The 18,872-nt window shown below is 39.1% G+C and carries 14 protein-coding genes; all 14 read left to right on the plus strand.

Annotated elements, in window-relative coordinates:
• Positions 1 to 79: 79 nt before the first annotated feature.
• The gene (secA, locus tag AC6UC9_RS06560; protein ID WP_500701508.1) at positions 80 to 2,446 is read left to right on the plus strand and encodes a preprotein translocase subunit SecA; all 2,367 of its coding nucleotides are present in this window, start codon (positions 80 to 82) and stop codon (positions 2,444 to 2,446) included.
• A 52-nt stretch (positions 2,447 to 2,498) separates the two neighbouring features.
• Positions 2,499 to 3,615 (plus strand): peptide chain release factor 2 gene (gene prfB, locus AC6UC9_RS06565; RefSeq protein WP_500699853.1). Its coding sequence is split into 2 segments (ribosomal slippage): positions 2,499 to 2,570 and positions 2,572 to 3,615, totalling 1,116 coding nucleotides; the frame shifts between segments, so codons are not numbered across the junction.
• A gap of 18 nt (positions 3,616 to 3,633) precedes the next feature.
• A complete protein-coding gene (locus AC6UC9_RS06570) occupies positions 3,634 to 4,791 on the plus strand; it encodes a PDZ domain-containing protein (RefSeq protein ID WP_500701509.1) in 1,158 nt (385 codons plus the stop codon).
• 116 nt (positions 4,792 to 4,907) lie between these two features.
• On the plus strand, positions 4,908 to 5,924 hold the full coding sequence (gene hprK, locus AC6UC9_RS06575; protein WP_500694441.1) for an HPr(Ser) kinase/phosphatase: 1,017 nt from the start codon (positions 4,908 to 4,910) through the stop codon (positions 5,922 to 5,924).
• Positions 5,925 to 5,935: 11 nt separating this feature from the next.
• Positions 5,936 to 6,748 carry a prolipoprotein diacylglyceryl transferase gene (lgt, locus tag AC6UC9_RS06580; RefSeq protein WP_500696121.1) on the plus strand — a complete coding sequence of 271 codons (813 nt, stop codon included), beginning with the start codon at positions 5,936 to 5,938 and terminating at the stop codon, positions 6,746 to 6,748.
• A gap of 26 nt (positions 6,749 to 6,774) precedes the next feature.
• On the plus strand, positions 6,775 to 7,791 hold the full coding sequence (locus AC6UC9_RS06585; protein ID WP_500696821.1) for an NAD(P)H-dependent glycerol-3-phosphate dehydrogenase: 1,017 nt from the start codon (positions 6,775 to 6,777) through the stop codon (positions 7,789 to 7,791).
• A gap of 23 nt (positions 7,792 to 7,814) precedes the next feature.
• Entirely contained in the window at positions 7,815 to 8,714 is a 900-nt protein-coding gene (galU, locus tag AC6UC9_RS06590; RefSeq protein WP_500694438.1) for a UTP--glucose-1-phosphate uridylyltransferase GalU, read from the plus strand.
• A gap of 118 nt (positions 8,715 to 8,832) precedes the next feature.
• The gene (locus tag AC6UC9_RS06595) at positions 8,833 to 9,342 is read left to right on the plus strand and encodes a thiol peroxidase (protein ID WP_500694437.1); all 510 of its coding nucleotides are present in this window, start codon (positions 8,833 to 8,835) and stop codon (positions 9,340 to 9,342) included.
• A 16-nt stretch (positions 9,343 to 9,358) separates the two neighbouring features.
• Positions 9,359 to 10,291, plus strand: a complete 933-nt coding sequence (trxB, locus tag AC6UC9_RS06600) for a thioredoxin-disulfide reductase (RefSeq protein ID WP_500699851.1) — start codon at positions 9,359 to 9,361, stop codon at positions 10,289 to 10,291.
• Between the two features lie 152 nt (positions 10,292 to 10,443).
• Positions 10,444 to 12,474, plus strand: coding sequence for an excinuclease ABC subunit UvrB (gene uvrB / locus AC6UC9_RS06605; RefSeq protein WP_500701510.1), 2,031 nt, complete (start codon positions 10,444 to 10,446; stop codon positions 12,472 to 12,474).
• Between the two features lie 9 nt (positions 12,475 to 12,483).
• Positions 12,484 to 15,351 (plus strand): excinuclease ABC subunit UvrA, encoded by a 2,868-nt coding sequence (gene uvrA, locus AC6UC9_RS06610; RefSeq protein WP_500701511.1) that lies wholly within the window; start codon positions 12,484 to 12,486, stop codon positions 15,349 to 15,351.
• Between the two features lie 44 nt (positions 15,352 to 15,395).
• The gene (locus tag AC6UC9_RS06615; RefSeq protein ID WP_500696117.1) at positions 15,396 to 15,935 is read left to right on the plus strand and encodes an HdeD family acid-resistance protein; all 540 of its coding nucleotides are present in this window, start codon (positions 15,396 to 15,398) and stop codon (positions 15,933 to 15,935) included.
• Positions 15,936 to 16,081: 146 nt separating this feature from the next.
• On the plus strand, positions 16,082 to 16,351 hold the full coding sequence (locus AC6UC9_RS06620) for a CsbD family protein (RefSeq protein WP_500694432.1): 270 nt from the start codon (positions 16,082 to 16,084) through the stop codon (positions 16,349 to 16,351).
• Between the two features lie 773 nt (positions 16,352 to 17,124).
• Positions 17,125 to 18,872: KxYKxGKxW signal peptide domain-containing protein (locus AC6UC9_RS06625; RefSeq protein WP_500701512.1), on the plus strand; the 1,748-nt coding region annotated here is incomplete at its 3' end.

The raw sequence follows: 18,872 nt of genomic DNA on the forward strand, positions 1-18,872 counted from the left end.
GATAAAATGTTAGAATAAGAAAATAGACTGAGAATTCGAGAAACAAAAACGGTTTAGACACTAGAGGAGAAATCAATCAATGGCAACAAACCTTTTAAAGAAATGGGTTGAAAGCGACAAAAGCGAACTGAAACGATTAGGAAAGCTCGCCGATAAGGTCAGCTCATACTCAGAACAATATCGAAAATTAAGTGATAAGGAATTACAAGCTAAAACTCCAGAATTTCAAAAGCGTTATCAAAATGGTGAAAGCTTAGATGACATGTTACCTGAGGCTTTTGCGGTTGCCCGTGAAAGTGCCAGACGAGTGCTCGGACTAAATCCATTTCGAGTCCAGATTATGGGTGGAATTGTCCTTCATGAGGGTAATATTGCTGAGATGAAGACTGGTGAAGGGAAAACGTTAACGGCTACAATGCCCGTCTACCTGAATGCTTTATCAGGGAAAGGTGTTCATGTCGTTACGGTTAATGAATACCTATCACAACGTGATGCCACTCAAATGGGACAGTTATACAATTGGCTGGGCTTAACGGTCGGGGTGAACTCGGCTGATAAGAATCCGGAAGAAAAACGAGCTGCCTATGATAGCGACATCACTTATTCAACTAATAGTGAGATTGGATTTGATTATTTAAGGGATAACATGGTGGTTTATAAAGAAGATCGGGTTCAACGCCCACTTAATTTTGCCATCGTCGACGAAGTTGATTCGATCTTAATCGATGAAGCCAGAACCCCATTGATCATTTCTGGTGAAGCTCGTGGGTCAAACAAGCTTTACATGCAGGCCGATAAATTTGCCAAGACACTAAATCCTAAAACGGATTTTAAAGTTGATTTAGAGACTAAAACGGTCTCTTTGAAAGATGTTGGAATTGAAAAAGCTGAAAAGTACTTCAATTTAAATAACCTTTATGATACGGAAAACACTGCTTTAACCCACCATTTGGATCAGGCTTTACGTGCCAATTACGTGATGGAAAAAGATAAAGATTACGTTGTCTCAAAAGACGAGGTTTTAATCGTTGATTCCTTTACCGGAAGAATCATGGAAGGTCGTCGTTTTTCAGATGGACTTCACCAAGCACTTGAGGCTAAAGAGGGTGTTACCATCCAAGAAGAAAGCAAGACGATGGCTAACATCACCTATCAAAACCTATTTAGACAATACAGTAAATTAGCTGGAATGACTGGTACCGCTAAGACAGAACAGGATGAGTTTCGAGAAATTTACAACATGGATGTCATTGCGGTTCCAACCAATAAACCGGTTGTTAGAATTGATGAGCCAGATGTTTTGTATCCAAGTTTGGAATCAAAATTTGACGCCGTTATTGCCAAAATTAAAGATTTACACAAACGGGGACAACCAATCCTGATTGGTACGGTTGCGGTTGAAACTTCTGAATATCTTTCAGAGCGACTTGATGAAGAAAAAATTCCTCACGTAGTTTTGAATGCGAAAAATCATGCCAAAGAAGCTGACATTGTTGCTAACGCCGGTCAAAAGGGAGCTGTTACCATTGCAACCAACATGGCCGGTCGTGGAACTGATATTAAGCTTGGACCTGGAGTGGTCAAATTAGGTGGATTAGCGGTTATCGGGACCGAACGACACGAGTCACGAAGAATTGATAATCAATTACGTGGACGTTCTGGAAGACAGGGTGATCCTGGTTATTCCCAATTCTATCTTTCACTTGAAGATGATTTGATGCGTCGATTTGGGTCTGATAAGGTTAAAAGTATTCTTGACTCAATGAAGGTTGAGGGCGATGATGCGGTTATCCGGAGTCACATGATCACGAAGCAGGTTGAATCGGCTCAAAAACGAGTTGAAGGTAATAACTATGATTCACGTAAAAACGTGTTAAAGTACGATGATGTGATGCGTCAACAGCGTGACGTGATTTACGGTGAGCGTAGTAAGGTGATTGACGAAAATAAGTCACTTAAGTGGGTTATTATGCCAATGATCAAACGAACGGTTAATCGAATTGTCAACTTGCACACTCAGGGAGATCAAAAGAAATGGGATCTCCAAACCATCCTTGATTTTGCGATTAATTCATTAGTTAGTCCCGATCAAATTAGCATTGATGACTTGAAGGGAAAATCAAGTGATGAAATTAAGGCATACTTGATGGGACTCGTTGATACTGAGTATGATAAGAAAGAAAAAGAGCTCCAGGATCCAGAACAGATGCTTGAATTTGAAAAAGTGGTTGTGCTTAGGGTGGTTGATTCACACTGGACTGACCACATCGATTCAATGGACCAATTACGAGAGTCAATCGGTCTTCGTGGTTATGGTCAATTAAACCCGTTAGTTGAGTATCAACGTGAAGGATTTAGAATGTTTGAAGAAATGGTCTCTGATATTGACTACGATGTCACTAGGTTGTTTATGAAAGCTGAGATCAGACAAAATATGGAAAGATAGTTTAAGAACGGAGGACTTTTGGTCTCCGTTTTTTCATCTTCAGGAGTATGAAATGGAATTAAGTGAAGCACGTGGACAGGTCGAAAAGATTGAAAAAGCCGTAGCTGGCTTTAGGGGGTCACTTTGACCTGGATCAACTAAGTGAAAATATTTCGGTTAATGAGGCTAAAATGGCTGAACCGGGATTTTGGGATGACCAAAGAAAAGCCCAGAAATTAATTGATGAGAACAATCGATTAAAATTAAAATATGATAATTTTAATTCACTGGCTAAAAAGGTGGAAGATTTAAAGGTTAACCTCGAACTCCTTGAAGAAGTTAGTGATGATGATTTAAAGAAAGAGTTCGATGACGAATTAGCCAAGACCCAAAAGGAACTTAGTAGTTATCAGCTGAGTTTACTTTTGAATGGGAAATACGATGAAAATAATGCAATTGTTGAGATCCATCCTGGAGCTGGTGGAACTGAATCACAAGACTGGGGTTCCATGTTATTTCGGATGTATCAACGATGGGCCGAACAAAACGGCTTTTCGGTTTCAGTTGAAGACTATCAACCGGGTGACGTTGCTGGGATCAACAGTGTGACATTTTTAGTATCTGGAACCAACGCCTATGGTTACCTGAAATCAGAAAAAGGCGTTCACCGGTTAGTGCGGATCTCACCTTTCGATTCAGCAGGGCGGCGTCATACGTCGTTTGCCTCTGTTGATGTTATGCCAGAGCTTGATGAAACTGTGAACGTTGACATTAACCCAGAAGATCTCCGGATTGATGTTTTTCGGTCAAGTGGGGCTGGTGGTCAGCACATTAATAAAACCTCTTCAGCGGTTCGAATTACCCACTTACCAACTGGAATTGTCACCTCAAGTCAGGCCCAACGTTCACAATTACAGAATAGAGTTACAGCGATGAATATGTTAAAATCAAAGTTGTACGAACGTGAACAAGAGAAAAAAGAAGAAGAGAAAGCCAAGATTGAGGGTAAGCAGCTTGATATTGGTTGGGGTTCACAAATTCGTTCTTATGTTTTTCATCCCTATACAATGGTTAAGGATCATCGGACCAATTATGAGACTGGTAATGGTCAAGCAGTGATGGATGGTGATTTGAATCCATTCATTAACGCGTATTTGCAGTGGAATTTAAAACAGAAGAACCCAAAATAACGAAAAAGGAAGTTCATTATGTCAGTTGCGACTAATATTTTGTTTTTTGTCTTTATGCCAGCTTTTTGGTTTGCACTTATTCGCGTTTTCTTCGTTTACAATCGAAGAGTAAATCGAGAACGACGCTTATTTGAAAGTGCTGTTAACCCTAAATTTCACGAAGGATGGGTCTTTTTTAAATCATTAATTGTGCTGGGAATTGTTGGATCAATTTTAACTGCTTTGGTTGGGATTGAAGTGTCCTTAAATTGGATTTTATTATATGAATTATTGATCGCCATTAGTTTACTGATCCCAGGAATCTTAGTGCCGACATTGATTTTATTTGGATCAGTTTTTGTTGGGGTCTTCTTCAATGATTATTCAATCCCGATGATTAAGGGTGGCGACTTTATTGGTGCCGTGAATATGAACGCATCAAGATCGGCCAATTACTTAGCCTTAATCACAATCATGCTGGTTCTAATGTTTATCTTTTTGAAGATGAATGGTAGGACAATTAACTCACCGCAGGTTTCAAAGAATCGGCGCGGGAACCGAGTGGCATCTTATGGATACAATGAGTTAGCTGTGATTCCGCTGGTACTGATGATTCCTGGTAAATTAATCGAAACGATCGTACCAATGTGGCCAGTTTTTAATATTTTTGGTGCACATGTAACTTTCTTGGTTGTTCCGTTTTTGATTGGTTTTCGCTTCAAGTTTGTTAACCATTTGCCAAATGAATTAATGCCACGGATTTCAAACGCAATTGGAGAACTGTCATTGTTAGCCATTTTACTAACGGCGGGCGCTTACTTTATGAGAAATAGTTACTACGTTATTATCGCGATTGCTTTATTGGTAGTGGTTTATGTAATCATCATGTATCACTTCCATCGCGTTGACCGAAAGACCGGAAATCAGATTAGTCAAGCGGTTGACGGAATCCGAATCATTGGGATTAAACCCCGCACTCCAGCCGATAAGATGGGACTTAAAACGGGTGACTTAATTGTTGAAGTTAACAACGTTCCGGTAAATTCGGAAAGTCAATTGTATTCTGCTTTACAAGATGATCCGACCTTTGTTCACATGAAGGTTAAAAATCGTAAGAATCAATTAGAGATTAAAGAAACGGCAATTTACGATGGTTCACCGCATGAGATCGGAATTGAAATGTTTCAAAATAATTAGTTAGAAGCACCTAGTTAATGGGCGCTTCTTTTATTTTGCATAAAATTAAGAACCGCCTAAATTAGGTCTGATTGTGTTAGAATTAAGTAAATTAATTTTATTTGGAGGTAGGTCCAATGGCTCAGAGTGTAACGGTAGCTGATTTAGTAAAGAACACTCATCTTAGTGTCTTTTGGGGTCGTGAATATTTAGACCGTCCCATTACCACTAGTGACATTTCACGTCCGGGACTGGAATTGACTGGATATTTTAACTACTACCCAGCCAAGCGAATTCAGATCTTCGGGATAACTGAAACCTCATTTGCAAAGGGAATGAGTGATGAAAAATTAAAAGAAGTAATGACCAAAATGTGTCAACCAGAAACGCCTGCATTTGTTATTTCTACTCAACTAGAACCACCTGAGCAGTTAGTGGCAGCCGCCAAAAAGGCTCACATTCCAATCTTAGGTTCAAAGTTAACCACCTCTAGAATTCTAAGTAATATGACGACGTACCTTGAAGCTAAGTTAGCCGAACGAAAGTCCATTCATGGTGTTTTGGTTGAAGTTTATGGACTTGGTGTTTTAATTACCGGTGATTCTGGAATTGGTAAGAGTGAAACGGCGCTAGAACTTGTTAAGCGTGGTCATCGTTTAATTGCTGATGATCGAGTTGAGGTTTATCAACAAGATGAGCAAACCTTGATTGGTCAAGCTCCCAAGATTCTTAATCACTTACTAGAAATTCGTGGGATTGGAATTATTGATGTAATGAACCTGTTTGGTGCCGGTGCCGTTCGTTCCCAATCAAAAGTGGACTTAATCGTTCATTTGGACCAGTGGAACAAGGATACTAAGTATGATCGGCTTGGGACCGACCGTGAAACAACTCGAATCTTTGACGTTGATTTGAAGAAATTGACGATTCCGGTAAAACCCGGACGAAACTTAGCCATTATTATTGAAACCGCTGCGATGAACTTTAGGGCTCGTTCAATGGGATACGATGCGACTAAGGTCTTTGATAACAACTTAAATGAGTTGATCAAAGAAAATGCTTCTAAAAACAACCAGGAGCAAAAACACGAAGAACAAGCAGTTGAACAAAATAAGAAAGATATTAGCCAAGATGCTAATAAGGATCCTGAATAGGAGTGGAAGTTGTGTTTAGCATATTGGCATTAAATCCAGTTGCGATTCATCTCGGACCAATTGCGGTCCACTGGTATGGTATTTTTATCGCTGCCGCTGTCTTGATTGCCGTTTACCTTTCAATGAAAGAAGCTAAGCGACAACACTTAAATGAAGATGTTTTATATGATTTGATTTTGTGGGCGATTCCAATTGCGATTATTTCGGCTCGAATCTATTATGTGGTTTTTCAATGGAGCTATTATCGCCATCATCTAGATGAGATTATTCAAATTTGGGATGGTGGAATTGCCATTTATGGAGCTTTAATCGGGGCTGGATTATTTATCTGGTGGTTTTGTTTTAAACATCATTTGTCAGTCTGGCAGATTTTAGATATTGCCGCTCCAACCGTCATTATGGCTCAAGGAATTGGCCGTTGGGGTAATTTCATGAATCAGGAAGCATTTGGAGCGGTAACATCACTTCAATTTTTACAGCATTTACATTTACCTGACGTTATCATCAATCAAATGTTTATTAGCGGGGCGTACCGCCAGCCAACGTTTTTATATGAGTCACTTTGGGATTTAGCAGGATTTGCTGTCTTGATGATTATGAGACATGCTCCGCAGTTCTTTAAGCGTGGGGAAGTCTTTTTAAGTTACGTGATGTGGTATTCGTTTGGACGTTTTTTCACCGAGGGCATGCGGACCGATAGTTTAATGTTATTCGGCGTAATCCGGGTATCACAGTTGCTTTCCATTGTATTATTCGTAGTAGCACTATTTGTTTTAATTTATCGTAGACGAAACGACCAGTTAGTCTGGTACTACGGTAGTTAAGTGATTTGTAGGAGATAATTTAAATAATGACAGAAAAAATTGCAGTACTCGGTGCAGGATCATGGGGCAGCATGCTCGCCGATATTTTAGTTGAAAATGGGCATGAAGTTAAAATTTGGTCGAAAAGCAAGGAACAGGTGGATGAGTTAAATAATCAGCACACTAACTCCCATTACATCAAGAACTTTACCTTTCCAAAAGAGATGAAAGCTTATGCTGACATGGAAGAGGCACTTAAAGGAGTCGATGATGTTTTATTCATTGTTCCATCACAGGCAACTCGTTCGGTTGCAAATCAAGCTAACAAAATTTTGGGCAAGTTAGAAATGAAACCGTATATCATCCATGGAAGTAAAGGCATTGAAAAGGGTACCTATGATCGAATGTCTCAGGTATTGCAAGAAGAAATTGATCCTCAGAATCGTAAGTCGATTTCAGCCCTTTCTGGACCTAGTCAAGCTGAAGATGTTGCTAGACGTGATATTACCTTAGTTACGGTCGCCAGTGATGATATGCCATCTGCTGAGCATTTTCAAAAATTATTCATGAATGATTATTTCAGAATTTATACTAATAACGACATTATTGGGGTTGAACTTGGTGGAGCTTTGAAAAATATTATTGCATTAGGAGCTGGAGCCTTGGTAGGTTTAGGCTATGGAGACAATGCTAAAGCTGCCCTCATGACTCGTGGTATTGCGGAAATATCACGTTTAGGTGTATCATTTGGTGCGGACCCATTAACTTTTAGCGGATTGTCTGGTGTAGGTGACGTGATTGTCACCGCAACTAGTTCTGATTCTCGCAATTGGCGGGCTGGTTATCAGCTCGGCAAGGGTAAGAAATTGGATGACGTTGTTAAAGACATGGGCATGGTAATCGAGGGAATCGACACCAATCAAGCTGCATTTGAATTATCAAAACAACGTGGGGTAGAAATGCCCATTACATCCGCAATTCATGCAGTAATTAATAATGAAGAAACCGTTTCTGACGCGATTTCTAATCTAATGTCTAGAGAGGGACGTTCAGAACAAGGTTAATTCTAAAAGGGGTATATAAGAAGATGAAAAAAGTAACTAAAGCTGTTATTCCTGCCGCTGGTTTAGGAACAAGATTTTTACCTGAAACGAAAGCACTTCCAAAGGAAATGTTACCAATTGTTGATATTCCAACCATTCAATACATTGTTGAAGAAGCTAAGGCTTCTGGAATCAAAGACATTGTCATTGTGATTGGTAAGGGCAAGCGTGCCATTGAAGATCATTTTGATTCAAACGTAATGCTTGAAGAAAACCTTGAAAAAAAGGGTAAAGAAAAGATGCTCAAGTCAATTCAGAAGACTAATGATATGAACATTTACTTTATTAGACAATCTTATCCACGTGGACTTGGCGACGCTGTTTTAACGGCCAAAAGTTTCATTGGAAATGATCCATTTGTGGTTATGCTTGGAGACGACTTGATGGAAGATACGACTCCGCTCACCAAACAATTGATGAATAGTTACGAAAAGACGGGAGCTTCAACCCTTGCCGTTATGAAAGTCCCTCATAAAGAGACTTCTAAATACGGAGTAATTGAACCAGTTAGCGAGGTTTCAAAGGGACTTTATAATGTGAGAAACTTCGTTGAAAAGCCAGATCCTAAGGACGCTCCTAGTGATTTAGCAATTATTGGACGTTACTTGTTAACTCCACAGATTTTTGACGTTTTGGAACACACTAAGCCAGGTAAGGGGAATGAAGTTCAGCTAACCGATGCCATCAATACCTTAAATCAAACTCAAAGAGTGTTTGCTCATGAGTTTAAGGGTGATCGTTACGATACCGGCAATAAGCTTAGCTGGCTTGAGACTAACATTACCTTTGGTTTAAAACACCCTGAAATTGAGCAAGAATTACGTGAATACATTAAGAACCTTGGTCAAAAGCTGACTAAGGAAGACGAACAACAGAAAAATTAGATTAAAATGCCGACTTTTGCCGGCATTTTTTATTTTGAAGTATAATGATTAAACATTTAATTCAGTTTATGATAATATAATTTTGTACAATTGATATTAGTCAAGGAGGTTTTTGGTTATGAAAATTAAATTAGGTGGACTACCAGTATCATGGTTAATGGGTGATGATCAACCAAAGGTTGGCGATTATCTACCAAAATTTACCGTAAAAAATGCTGAAGGGAAAGATGTTACGACTGATGATTTAAAGGGTCAGACAACGTTGATTAGTGTGGTTCCTAACTTAAAGACAAAGGTATGTAGTTTAGAAACTGCTCGTTTTAACCAGGAAGCATCAAAGTTTAAGGGAATTAAATTTGTTACCATTTCAAATAACCCAATTGAATACCAAAAAAATTGGTGTGCCGCTCACGGTGTTAACAACATGGAAATTCTTTCTGATTTTAATGGTTCATTTGGAAAAGCCATGCACTTATACATCCCGGCTTTTGGTCACTTAGCTCGGGTGGTTTACTTGGTAAATGCTGAAGGCAAAATTTTGTATTGCCAAGCAGTTCCAGAAATTACTCATCAACCAAACTACGAACCAGTTCTTGACGAGTTAAAGAAAGTAACAAACAATAAATAATGATTGAGGCGATATAATGGCAAAAAAGTATGATGTAATTGTAATCGGTGCTGGTCCAGCAGGAATGACGGCAGCATTGTATGCATCACGAGCCGAACTATCTGTATTAATGCTTGATCGTGGGATCTATGGTGGACAGATGAACAACACCGCCGAAATTGAGAATTATCCCGGATTTAAATCAGTCTTAGGACCAGATCTATCTAAAAAAATGTACGATGGGAGTACTCAATTTGGTGCTGAGTATGGCTACGGAACCGTTACGGGCATTGACATTGATGGCGATAAGCGGATTGTTAAGACTGAAGACGGTGACTATGAGGCTCCTTCTGTAATTATTGGTGCTGGTTCTGAGTACAAGAAACTCGGAGTTCCCGGTGAGCAAGACTACAGTGGGAAAGGTGTTTCTTACTGTGCGGTTTGTGATGGTGCCTTCTTTAAAGGCGAAGACGTTGTTGTCGTTGGTGGCGGTGACTCTGCGATTGAGGAAGCTACTTATCTATCCAATATCGTAAAGCACGTTACGGTCATTCACAGACGTGATCAACTTCGGGCCCAGAAGATTCTGCAGAAGCGGGCCTTTGATAAGGACAATATCGATTTTGTCTGGAACAGTAACGTTACTGATATTGAAGGTGACGGTCAAAAAGTAACCGGGGTTGCGGTTAAAAACAACCAGACTGGTGAAACCACTAATATTAAAGCTTCTGGTGTGTTTATTTACGTTGGTATTTTACCAATGACAGCTGCCTTCAAAAACCTTGGCATCACAGATGAACAAGGTTGGATCGACACGGATGATGAAATGAAAACTAAGATACCTGGTGTATTTGCGGTTGGTGACGTGCGAAAGAAACACTTACGTCAAATTACGACTGCAGTCGGCGATGGCGGAACTGCAGGTCAGGGCGTCTTCAATTATGTTGAGGAACTCAAAACTAAAGATTAAACGAAAAAGAGCAGAGTCGATCTGCTCTTTTTGTATGGAAGCTTTGGTCTAATTGCTTTGCGAAAGTATGTTCGTATGCTAGAATTATTATAAGTAACGGGAGAAAGTTAATGCTTTCTCTTTTTTTTCCGAGTTTAAGAAGAGGTGCCAATATGATTAAAAAAACGAATAATAATTTTGACCTAGTTTCGAAATTTACTCCAACTGGTGATCAGCCTGAAGCCATTAAGGAATTGACTCAAGGAATCAAAAATGGAGATCGTGATCAGGTCCTTTTGGGTGCTACTGGAACTGGTAAAACCTACACCATGGCAAATGTCATTAAGAACATTAACAAGCCAACACTGGTTTTATCGCACAATAAAACTTTAGCTGGGCAACTTTATAGTGAGCTCAAACAGTTGTTTCCTAATAATGCGGTCGAATATTTTGTGAGTTATTATGATTTTTATCAGCCTGAGGCCTATGTTCCTTCCAGTGATACCTATATTGAAAAGGATGCTTCGATTAATGACGAGATTGATCAACTCCGCCACGCAGCAACGAGTGCTCTACTAGAACGAAATGATGTGATTGTTGTGGCTTCAGTTTCCTCAATCTTTGGTTTAGGAAGTCCAAAAGAATATCAGGACCATACGGTTTCGTTACACGTTGGGCAACAGTTAGAGCGTGATGTTTTTTTGCGTCAACTAGTTAATATTCAGTTTGATCGAAATGATATTGACTTTCAACGTGGTCGTTTTCGTGTGCACGGGGATGTAGTAGAAGTCTTTCCGGCTTCTAGAAATGAACATGCCTATCGGATCGAATTTTTCGGTGACGAGATTGACCGAATTACTGAAGTTGACACGTTGACTGGTGAAGTTATCGGTGAACGAAAACAGATTACAATTTTTCCTGCCACTCACTTCTTGACTAACAAGGAAACAATGGATGTGGCTTTACCTGAAATCAAGGATGAAATGGTAAAACAGGTTGCTAACTTTGAGAAAAAGGGCAAACTACTTGAAGCTCAAAGACTAAAACAAAGAACTACCTATGACATTGAAATGATGCGTGAAATGGGATATACAACTGGAATTGAGAATTATTCTCGTTATATGGACCGCAGGAAACCTGGCGAAGCTCCATACACATTATTGGACTTTTTCCCCAAAGATTATTTGATGTTCATTGATGAGTCACATCGAACGGTTCCGCAAATCGGTGGAATGTTTAACGGTGATAAGGCTAGAAAGCAGCAATTAATTGATTATGGATTTAGACTTCCCAGCGCGCTTGATAATCGACCATTAAAGTTACCTGAGTTTGAAAAACGGGTTAATCAGGTTGTTTATATGTCAGCTACTCCCGGACCTTACGAAGAGGATCGGACTGACCACGTTGTCCAACAAATTATTCGTCCTACTGGCCTACTTGATCCAACGGTTGAGGTCCGTCCTACTAAGGATCAGATGGATGACTTAGTGGGTGAAATCAATAAACGAGTTCAAAATAACGAGCGAACTTTCGTTACGACCTTAACCAAGAAGATGGCAGAAGATTTAACCGATTATCTAAAAGATTTGGGAATTAAAGTAAAATACTTGCACAGTGATATTAAAACCCTCGAAAGAACCCAAATTTTACGTGATTTGCGTTTGGGTAAATTTGACGTCTTGGTTGGAATTAACTTATTGCGTGAAGGGATTGACGTTCCCGAAACATCATTGATTGCAATCTTGGATGCTGATAAGGAAGGCTTTTTGCGTGATAAACGTTCCCTTGTACAAACAATTGGAAGAGCAGCTCGTAATTCACACGGACATGTTATTATGTACGCGGACAGCGTTACCGATTCGATGAAGTACGCAATGGATGAAACTGCCCGTCGTCGTTCCATTCAGATGAAGTACAATCAGGAACACAACATTACCCCTAAGACCATTATCAAACCAATTCCTAAGGCCATTTCTGCGTATAAACAGGGAGAGAAAAACAACGATGATAATACTAACGATGATAATACTAATGGAAGCTTTGTTGAATCCGATTTTGACCAAATGAGTGCTAAGGATCAAAAGGAAATGATTGATAATTTAGAAGACGAAATGAGAGCGGCAGCCAAAAAACTTGATTTTGAGCAAGCTGCTAACTTAAGGGATACCGTGATGCAGCTTAAGGGTGAGAAAAAGAAAAAGTGAGGTGGTTAGATGGCAAATGACGTCATTAAAATTAAAGGCGCCCGTGAACATAATCTAAAAGACGTAAACGTTGATGTCCCCAAGAATAAAATGGTGGTAATGACCGGTTTATCTGGTTCAGGTAAGAGTTCTTTAGCTTTTGATACTCTTTACGCTGAAGGTCAACGCCGTTATGTCCAAAGTCTTTCCTCTTATGCTAGACAATTTTTGGGTCAAATGGATAAACCTGACGTTGATTCAATTGAGGGACTTAGTCCAGCCATTTCAATTGATCAGAAAACAACTTCAAAAAATCCTCGTTCAACCGTTGGAACTGTCACTGAGATTAATGATTATTTGCGTTTATTGTGGGCAAGAGTTGGGACGCCAATTTGTCCAAATGATGGAACGGTCATTACTAGTCAATCCGTCGATCAAATGATTGACGAAATCATGGCCCTCCCTGAACGCACTAAGTTGCAGATTATGTCACCAGTTGTCCGTGATAAAAAGGGACAACATAAAAAAGTTTTTGAAAAAATTAAACGCGAAGGTTTCGTCAGAGTCCGAGTAGATGGTGAAATCCATGATGCGACCGAAGATTTTGATTTAGATAAAAATAAGCGTCATAACATTGACGTGGTAGTTGACCGAATTGTCGTTAGAGACGGCATTAATTCACGATTGTCAGATTCACTTGAGACAGCTTTACGTCTAAGTGACGGATATGCCATTGCCGACTTTCTTGGTAAGCGAGAGCCGATGGTGTTTTCGGAACATTACTCTTGTCCGATTTGTGGTTTTACGGTTGGAAAACTTGAACCACGTCTTTTCTCATTTAATGCCCCATATGGAGCATGTCCTGAATGTGATGGATTAGGAGTTAAGTTGGAAGTCGATAACGATTTAGTGGTCCCAGATCAAGATAAGACGCTTAATGAGGGAGCAATTGAACCATGGAATCCAATTAGCTCAAAATACTATCCAGCAATGTTAGAGCAGGCTTGTAAAGCCTTTAATATTGATATGGATACTCCATACCGTAAATTACCAAAGAAACAGCGTGATCTATTGATGAATGGTTCCAAGGGGAAAACGTTCCATTTTCACTACAAGAGTGATTTTGGTGGAGTTCGTGATGTTGATGCTCCCTTTGAAGGAGTCCTTAACAACGTTAAACGCCGTTATCATGAAACCAACAGTAATTTCACTCGAGAACAAATGGAAAAGTACATGACAGAATTAACTTGTCAGACTTGTCATGGGTACCGTCTAAACGAAAAGGCCTTGGCCGTTAAAATTGATGGTAAACACATTGGGGAAGTTTCTGATATGAATATTGCTGACGAACGCCAATTCTTTAGTCACCTTACTTTTGGTGAACAAGATACGGTTGTTGCTCATCCAATTATTAAGGAAATCTGTGACCGGCTAGAATTTTTGGAAAACGTTGGATTGAACTATTTGACTCTGTCTAGATCAGCCCGAACGCTTTCTGGTGGTGAAGCACAGAGAATTCGACTTGCAACCCAGATTGGTTCAAATCTCTCAGGAATTTTGTATGTACTTGATGAACCATCCATTGGTCTTCATCAGCGTGATAATGATCGCTTAATTAAGTCCCTGAAAAAGATGCGTGATCTAGGAAATACGTTAGTTATCGTTGAACATGATTCAGATACGATGCGTTCGGCCGATTATTTAATCGATGTTGGTCCAGGAGCAGGAGAGAAGGGTGGTAAGATTGTTGCCACCGGGACTCCAGAACAAGTGGCTCAAAATCCTAAATCATTAACTGGTCAGTATCTCTCTGGAAAGAAGTTTATTCCCGTTCCCTTAAAACGACGAAAAGGGAACGGCAAGAACGTCACCCTAAAGGGTGCTTTAGAAAATAATCTCAAAGACATTACCGTTAAATTTCCACTTGGTAAGTTTGACGTGGTGACGGGAGTTTCTGGTTCCGGAAAGTCTACGTTGGTTAATGATATCTTAAAACGAGCCTTGGCCCAGAAGTTGAATCATAATTCGGAAAAACCAGGTAAGTATAAATCAATCACTGGATGGAAGAACATTGAAAAACTAGTAAGTATTGATCAAAGTCCGATTGGCCGAACCCCTCGAAGTAATCCAGCTACATACACTGGAGTCTTTGATGATATTCGAGGCTTGTTTGCCCAAACTAACGAGGCCAAGCTTCGCGGGTATAAAAAGGGACGGTTTAGTTTTAACATCAAGGGTGGTCGTTGTGAGACTTGTCATGGTGATGGAATCTTGAAGATTGAGATGAACTTTCTACCCGATGTTTACGTTCCGTGTGAAGTTTGTCATGGGAAACGGTATAATTCTGAAACGCTTGAGATTCAATACAAGGGAAAAAATATCGCTGAAGTTCTTGACATGACCGTGAATGAGTCGTTAGAGTTTTTCAAAGCCATCCCAAAGATTACGCGAAAGTTGCAGACCATTTCTGACGTGGGACTTGGTTACGTGAAATTAGGTCAACCAGCTAATACCTTGTCAGGTGGAGAAGCACAACGAATGAAGTTAGCTTCTGAACTCCATAAGCGTTCAACTGGAAATAACTTTTATATTCTTGACGAACCCACTATGGGACTTCATACTGACGACATTAAGCGATTAATTGGGGTCCTTTCTAAACTTGTTGATAAGGGAAATACCGTTCTGATCATTGAACACAATTTAAACGTTATTAAAGAGGCTGACCACGTGATCGACTTAGGTCCAGAAGGTGGAGCAGCTGGTGGATACGTAGTTGGAACCGGAACACCCGAACAGATTGTCAAACTGAAAAATAGTTATACTGGTGAATATTTAAAACCCGTCCTAGAGCGTGACACCAAGCGAACCATTGAAGCTCAACAGCATCAGCAAAAGTAGATGTGGTAAAATATGGTTGAAACAAACAATTGGAGGTAATATTTATGATGTACGAAGATAAAAAATGGGGATTTGATTGGTTTGAATGTCTATTTGGCGTTGTCTTATTATTAGCCGCTGTTTTGATGTTCTTCCACCCAACTACAAGTGCTGCTGTTTTGGCAATCATATTCGCCGTCGTTGCATTAGTTGCCGGAGTAAAATCAATTTGGGTCTATCGAAAGTTAAGTCAAGAAATTGGCTATCGAAGTTTTACGATGTTAATTGGTGGTGCGATTGAAATCTTGTTAGCACTATTGTTCCTGTTTAACGTTCACGCTGGGACCTTTACCCTAGGGATCCTATTTGCAGTTTGGATTCTGGTTTACTCAATCTGTCAGTTGATTGTAGTTGATCACATTCGTAAGTTTAACGGTGGGGTCTTCTGGACGTCACTTGTTTTTGATCTTATTACACTATTTTTAGGAATTTTCTTACTGTTAGACCCAAGTCTAGCTGCTAAGGTTTTAGCTATAATTGTGGGAATTGTTCTGTTAGTGGCAGGAATTAACATGATTATGCTGGCATTTGCTCACAAACTATAAAATTAATTAAGACACCTTAAATTAATGAGGTGTCTTTTTTGGATTAATTCTTAATTAATATCTTAATGGGGAAGTCTTTACTAGTTATTATTTTATAGGCATGATACTATTATATTGAATTATTAATCAATATTAGGAGGGTCATTATGAAGAATTTACTTTTAGGTTTTAGTTTGGGTGCAAACATCGTGTTAGGTTACTTAGTACTTGAAGATCGTTATGATTTAGACGATATTGCTGACCGCATCGATAACTTGAGTGACGTTGCCCAAGGTAAGGCACAGCAAATTAAGGGTGCTATCTCTGGTGACACCATGGATAAGATCAAAGGTGACCTACAAAGCAGTAAGGGGAACTTTATGAACAAAGCCCAAGATGTTAAAGATGACATCGACAGTGACCTTGATAACGAATAATTAGATAGGAAAAAAGCGATTTGCAATAATAAAGCGTCGTATAATATTTAGATTTTTATATAAATTTATACTTCTAAGGATTCATACCGATTTAAATTGGTATGAATCCTTTTTTTTTAGAAATTCGTTTATCATCAAACCGTTTGAAGAGAGTTATTCACTAGCGAGAGTTGTTCTAACTCTTTCGGATAACTAAGGCTTTTTACACATTAAGAGAATAATGAATGTGAATTTAATTATAATTAATATAATGTGATTTCTTTTATAATTTTATTCACAAACAGCCACGTAATCCAGTAAAAACCAATGTTGGTAAACATCACAAGGAATGATTTTATGTTTTGCTAATGATTTATTAGTAAATTAATTTTCACGGTAATTCTCACATAGTGCGATTAAACGGGGCTGGCGGAGCATCTTGTTGCTATACTTGGCGTCGAATTTGACTGTCATTTTCATTATGTACAATCACTAATTAACATTTAAAATTATTATTAGGAAAAAGTAAGAATTACGTTGCTATCATTGGACATACACGGCTAATGTTACAAAACCATTACGATTTTTCGTTTTATTTACACACAATGAGAAACAATTACCTATATGCATTGGTTAATCGTGAAAAACACTGCCGTGTATGCCTTTGTTTTACTCATATTGTATAAAATACGATTGTGTTCAATTTAATTTCAGATTGTGCAATAATTACTTAAGGCCAAGTAGGCCGGTAAGTATAGATTAATTTGAAATTAGAAGGGCAGGTTTTTACTTATATGTTTAATCGTGATAGCAAAACACATTATAAGATGTATAAGGCTGGTAAACGATGGCTGTTCAGTGCCATTACAGTCACGATGTTTTCAGCCGGGATTTCAGGCGGAATCCTTATGTCTAACCAACATAATGTGAAAGCGGACGTTACTAACAACGCTCAGATGAATTCACAAAATAGTGATTCGTCTGATAAACAAGTAACAGTACCGCAAAATCAGACTACCAATGATCCGGCAACTGATCAGAACGTCACCAAGAGTGATGAGGCAGCAAATACACAAGCTAATTCATCACAAAACGATACAACTGATCAAAATGTTACCAAGAATGATGATGTTTCAGCTAAGCAGACCGACTCATCACAAAATAAGTCTTCTGATCAAAACATAGCCAAAAATAATGACACCACATCAGATAATCAGACTGACCAAAGTGGCACTAAAAATAATGATGCATCTGACCAAAAGAACGATGCCGCACAAGATCAATCAGCTGACAAGCAGACTGACCAAGACGCCACCAAGAACGACGATGCTTCTAACCAGAAGAAAGATGCCACACAGGATCAATCAACTGATAAAAAAGCTGACTCTGATGCCACTAAACAAGACGCAACTAAGAATGATGACACGACTAATAAAGTAGCCAATGCATTAAAAGATCAATCAGCTGATCAAAATTCCGATCAGAAAGCAACTACAAGTGATAACGCAGCAAATAAGCAAGACGCTGCGGTAGATGCTAACCAAAAGACTGATGATCAAGCAGCAACCATGAAGCAAACGGCGGCAGCTTTAGCCACCAATGATCCCCAGAATCAGCTAAAGAATGCCACCACTGATCTTGCTGCTGAACCATTTAAAATTACTGTTAATGATCCTAACTATCAGGCTAACAATGTTCCTTGGGTTGATCCAGACGAACAACACTTTACGTATGGTTTTGTTACTATAAATTCTTCTTCTAACAACCGTAGTAAACTAAAGTGGATTGTTTGGTCAACCAATCGTACTGGTGATGGTATTGTTTATGTAAATGAAATTGACGCTAATGGAAACTTGATTAAGACTTATGTTCTTAATCAAAATGGACAAACCATTAATTCCAACACTCTTGATGGTCTTGTTTATCGAAGATGGAATGACAATAGTACTGGTATGTCATTAAACAATGGTTATTATACCTTTACGAAGGATTGGTTTTACGATAATACGGAAGGTGTCAATTCTACACTTGCACAAATATCAGTATTCACTCCTCAATTGGTTACACAAACCGTTACGTGGACTAACAGAGATACTGGTGCAGTGATGGCTACCCATCAATTTACCGGAATGTCTGGTCAGACATATGATATTACGGGTATGCCCCCAGAAATTCCAACCACTTATTATATTTCCACAAAGCCATCAAATGCTTCAGGAACCATTTCAAATTTCGGAGTTGTGGGTACCCAGTGGGAAAAACATTTTAAGGGTGGATATACAGAAGTTTATACGGAAACCGATGACCATGGTGGTATGAGTGTTCAATTACTCGATCCTAATGGAAACGCAATTGCTGGTACCGATGGCCAAACGACTTATCATATTGATGCTAGTTACAACTATGATCCAGCTACCCAGAGGTATTCCTGGAATGTTAAAGGTTACGGTTATGTTCTTCTATCACCAATTTATGTTCCACAAACTCGTAAGATCGATTATCAAGTTGCTCAACTGGGAAAATTAGTTCCAGTTGATTCCAA

It is taken from the genome of Fructilactobacillus sp. X7R4C1 (genome assembly GCF_059901115.1).

Coding starts and splice junctions, on each gene's coding strand:
- secA (WP_500701508.1), top strand. CDS start 80: ATGGCAACAAACCTTTTAAAGAAATGGGTTGAAAGCGACAAAAGCGAA.
- AC6UC9_RS06570 (WP_500701509.1), top strand. CDS start 3,634: ATGTCAGTTGCGACTAATATTTTGTTTTTTGTCTTTATGCCAGCTTTT.
- hprK (WP_500694441.1), top strand. CDS start 4,908: ATGGCTCAGAGTGTAACGGTAGCTGATTTAGTAAAGAACACTCATCTT.
- AC6UC9_RS06585 (WP_500696821.1), top strand. CDS start 6,775: ATGACAGAAAAAATTGCAGTACTCGGTGCAGGATCATGGGGCAGCATG.
- galU (WP_500694438.1), top strand. CDS start 7,815: ATGAAAAAAGTAACTAAAGCTGTTATTCCTGCCGCTGGTTTAGGAACA.
- AC6UC9_RS06595 (WP_500694437.1), top strand. CDS start 8,833: ATGAAAATTAAATTAGGTGGACTACCAGTATCATGGTTAATGGGTGAT.
- trxB (WP_500699851.1), top strand. CDS start 9,359: ATGGCAAAAAAGTATGATGTAATTGTAATCGGTGCTGGTCCAGCAGGA.
- uvrB (WP_500701510.1), top strand. CDS start 10,444: ATGATTAAAAAAACGAATAATAATTTTGACCTAGTTTCGAAATTTACT.
- uvrA (WP_500701511.1), top strand. CDS start 12,484: ATGGCAAATGACGTCATTAAAATTAAAGGCGCCCGTGAACATAATCTA.
- AC6UC9_RS06615 (WP_500696117.1), top strand. CDS start 15,396: ATGATGTACGAAGATAAAAAATGGGGATTTGATTGGTTTGAATGTCTA.
- AC6UC9_RS06620 (WP_500694432.1), top strand. CDS start 16,082: ATGAAGAATTTACTTTTAGGTTTTAGTTTGGGTGCAAACATCGTGTTA.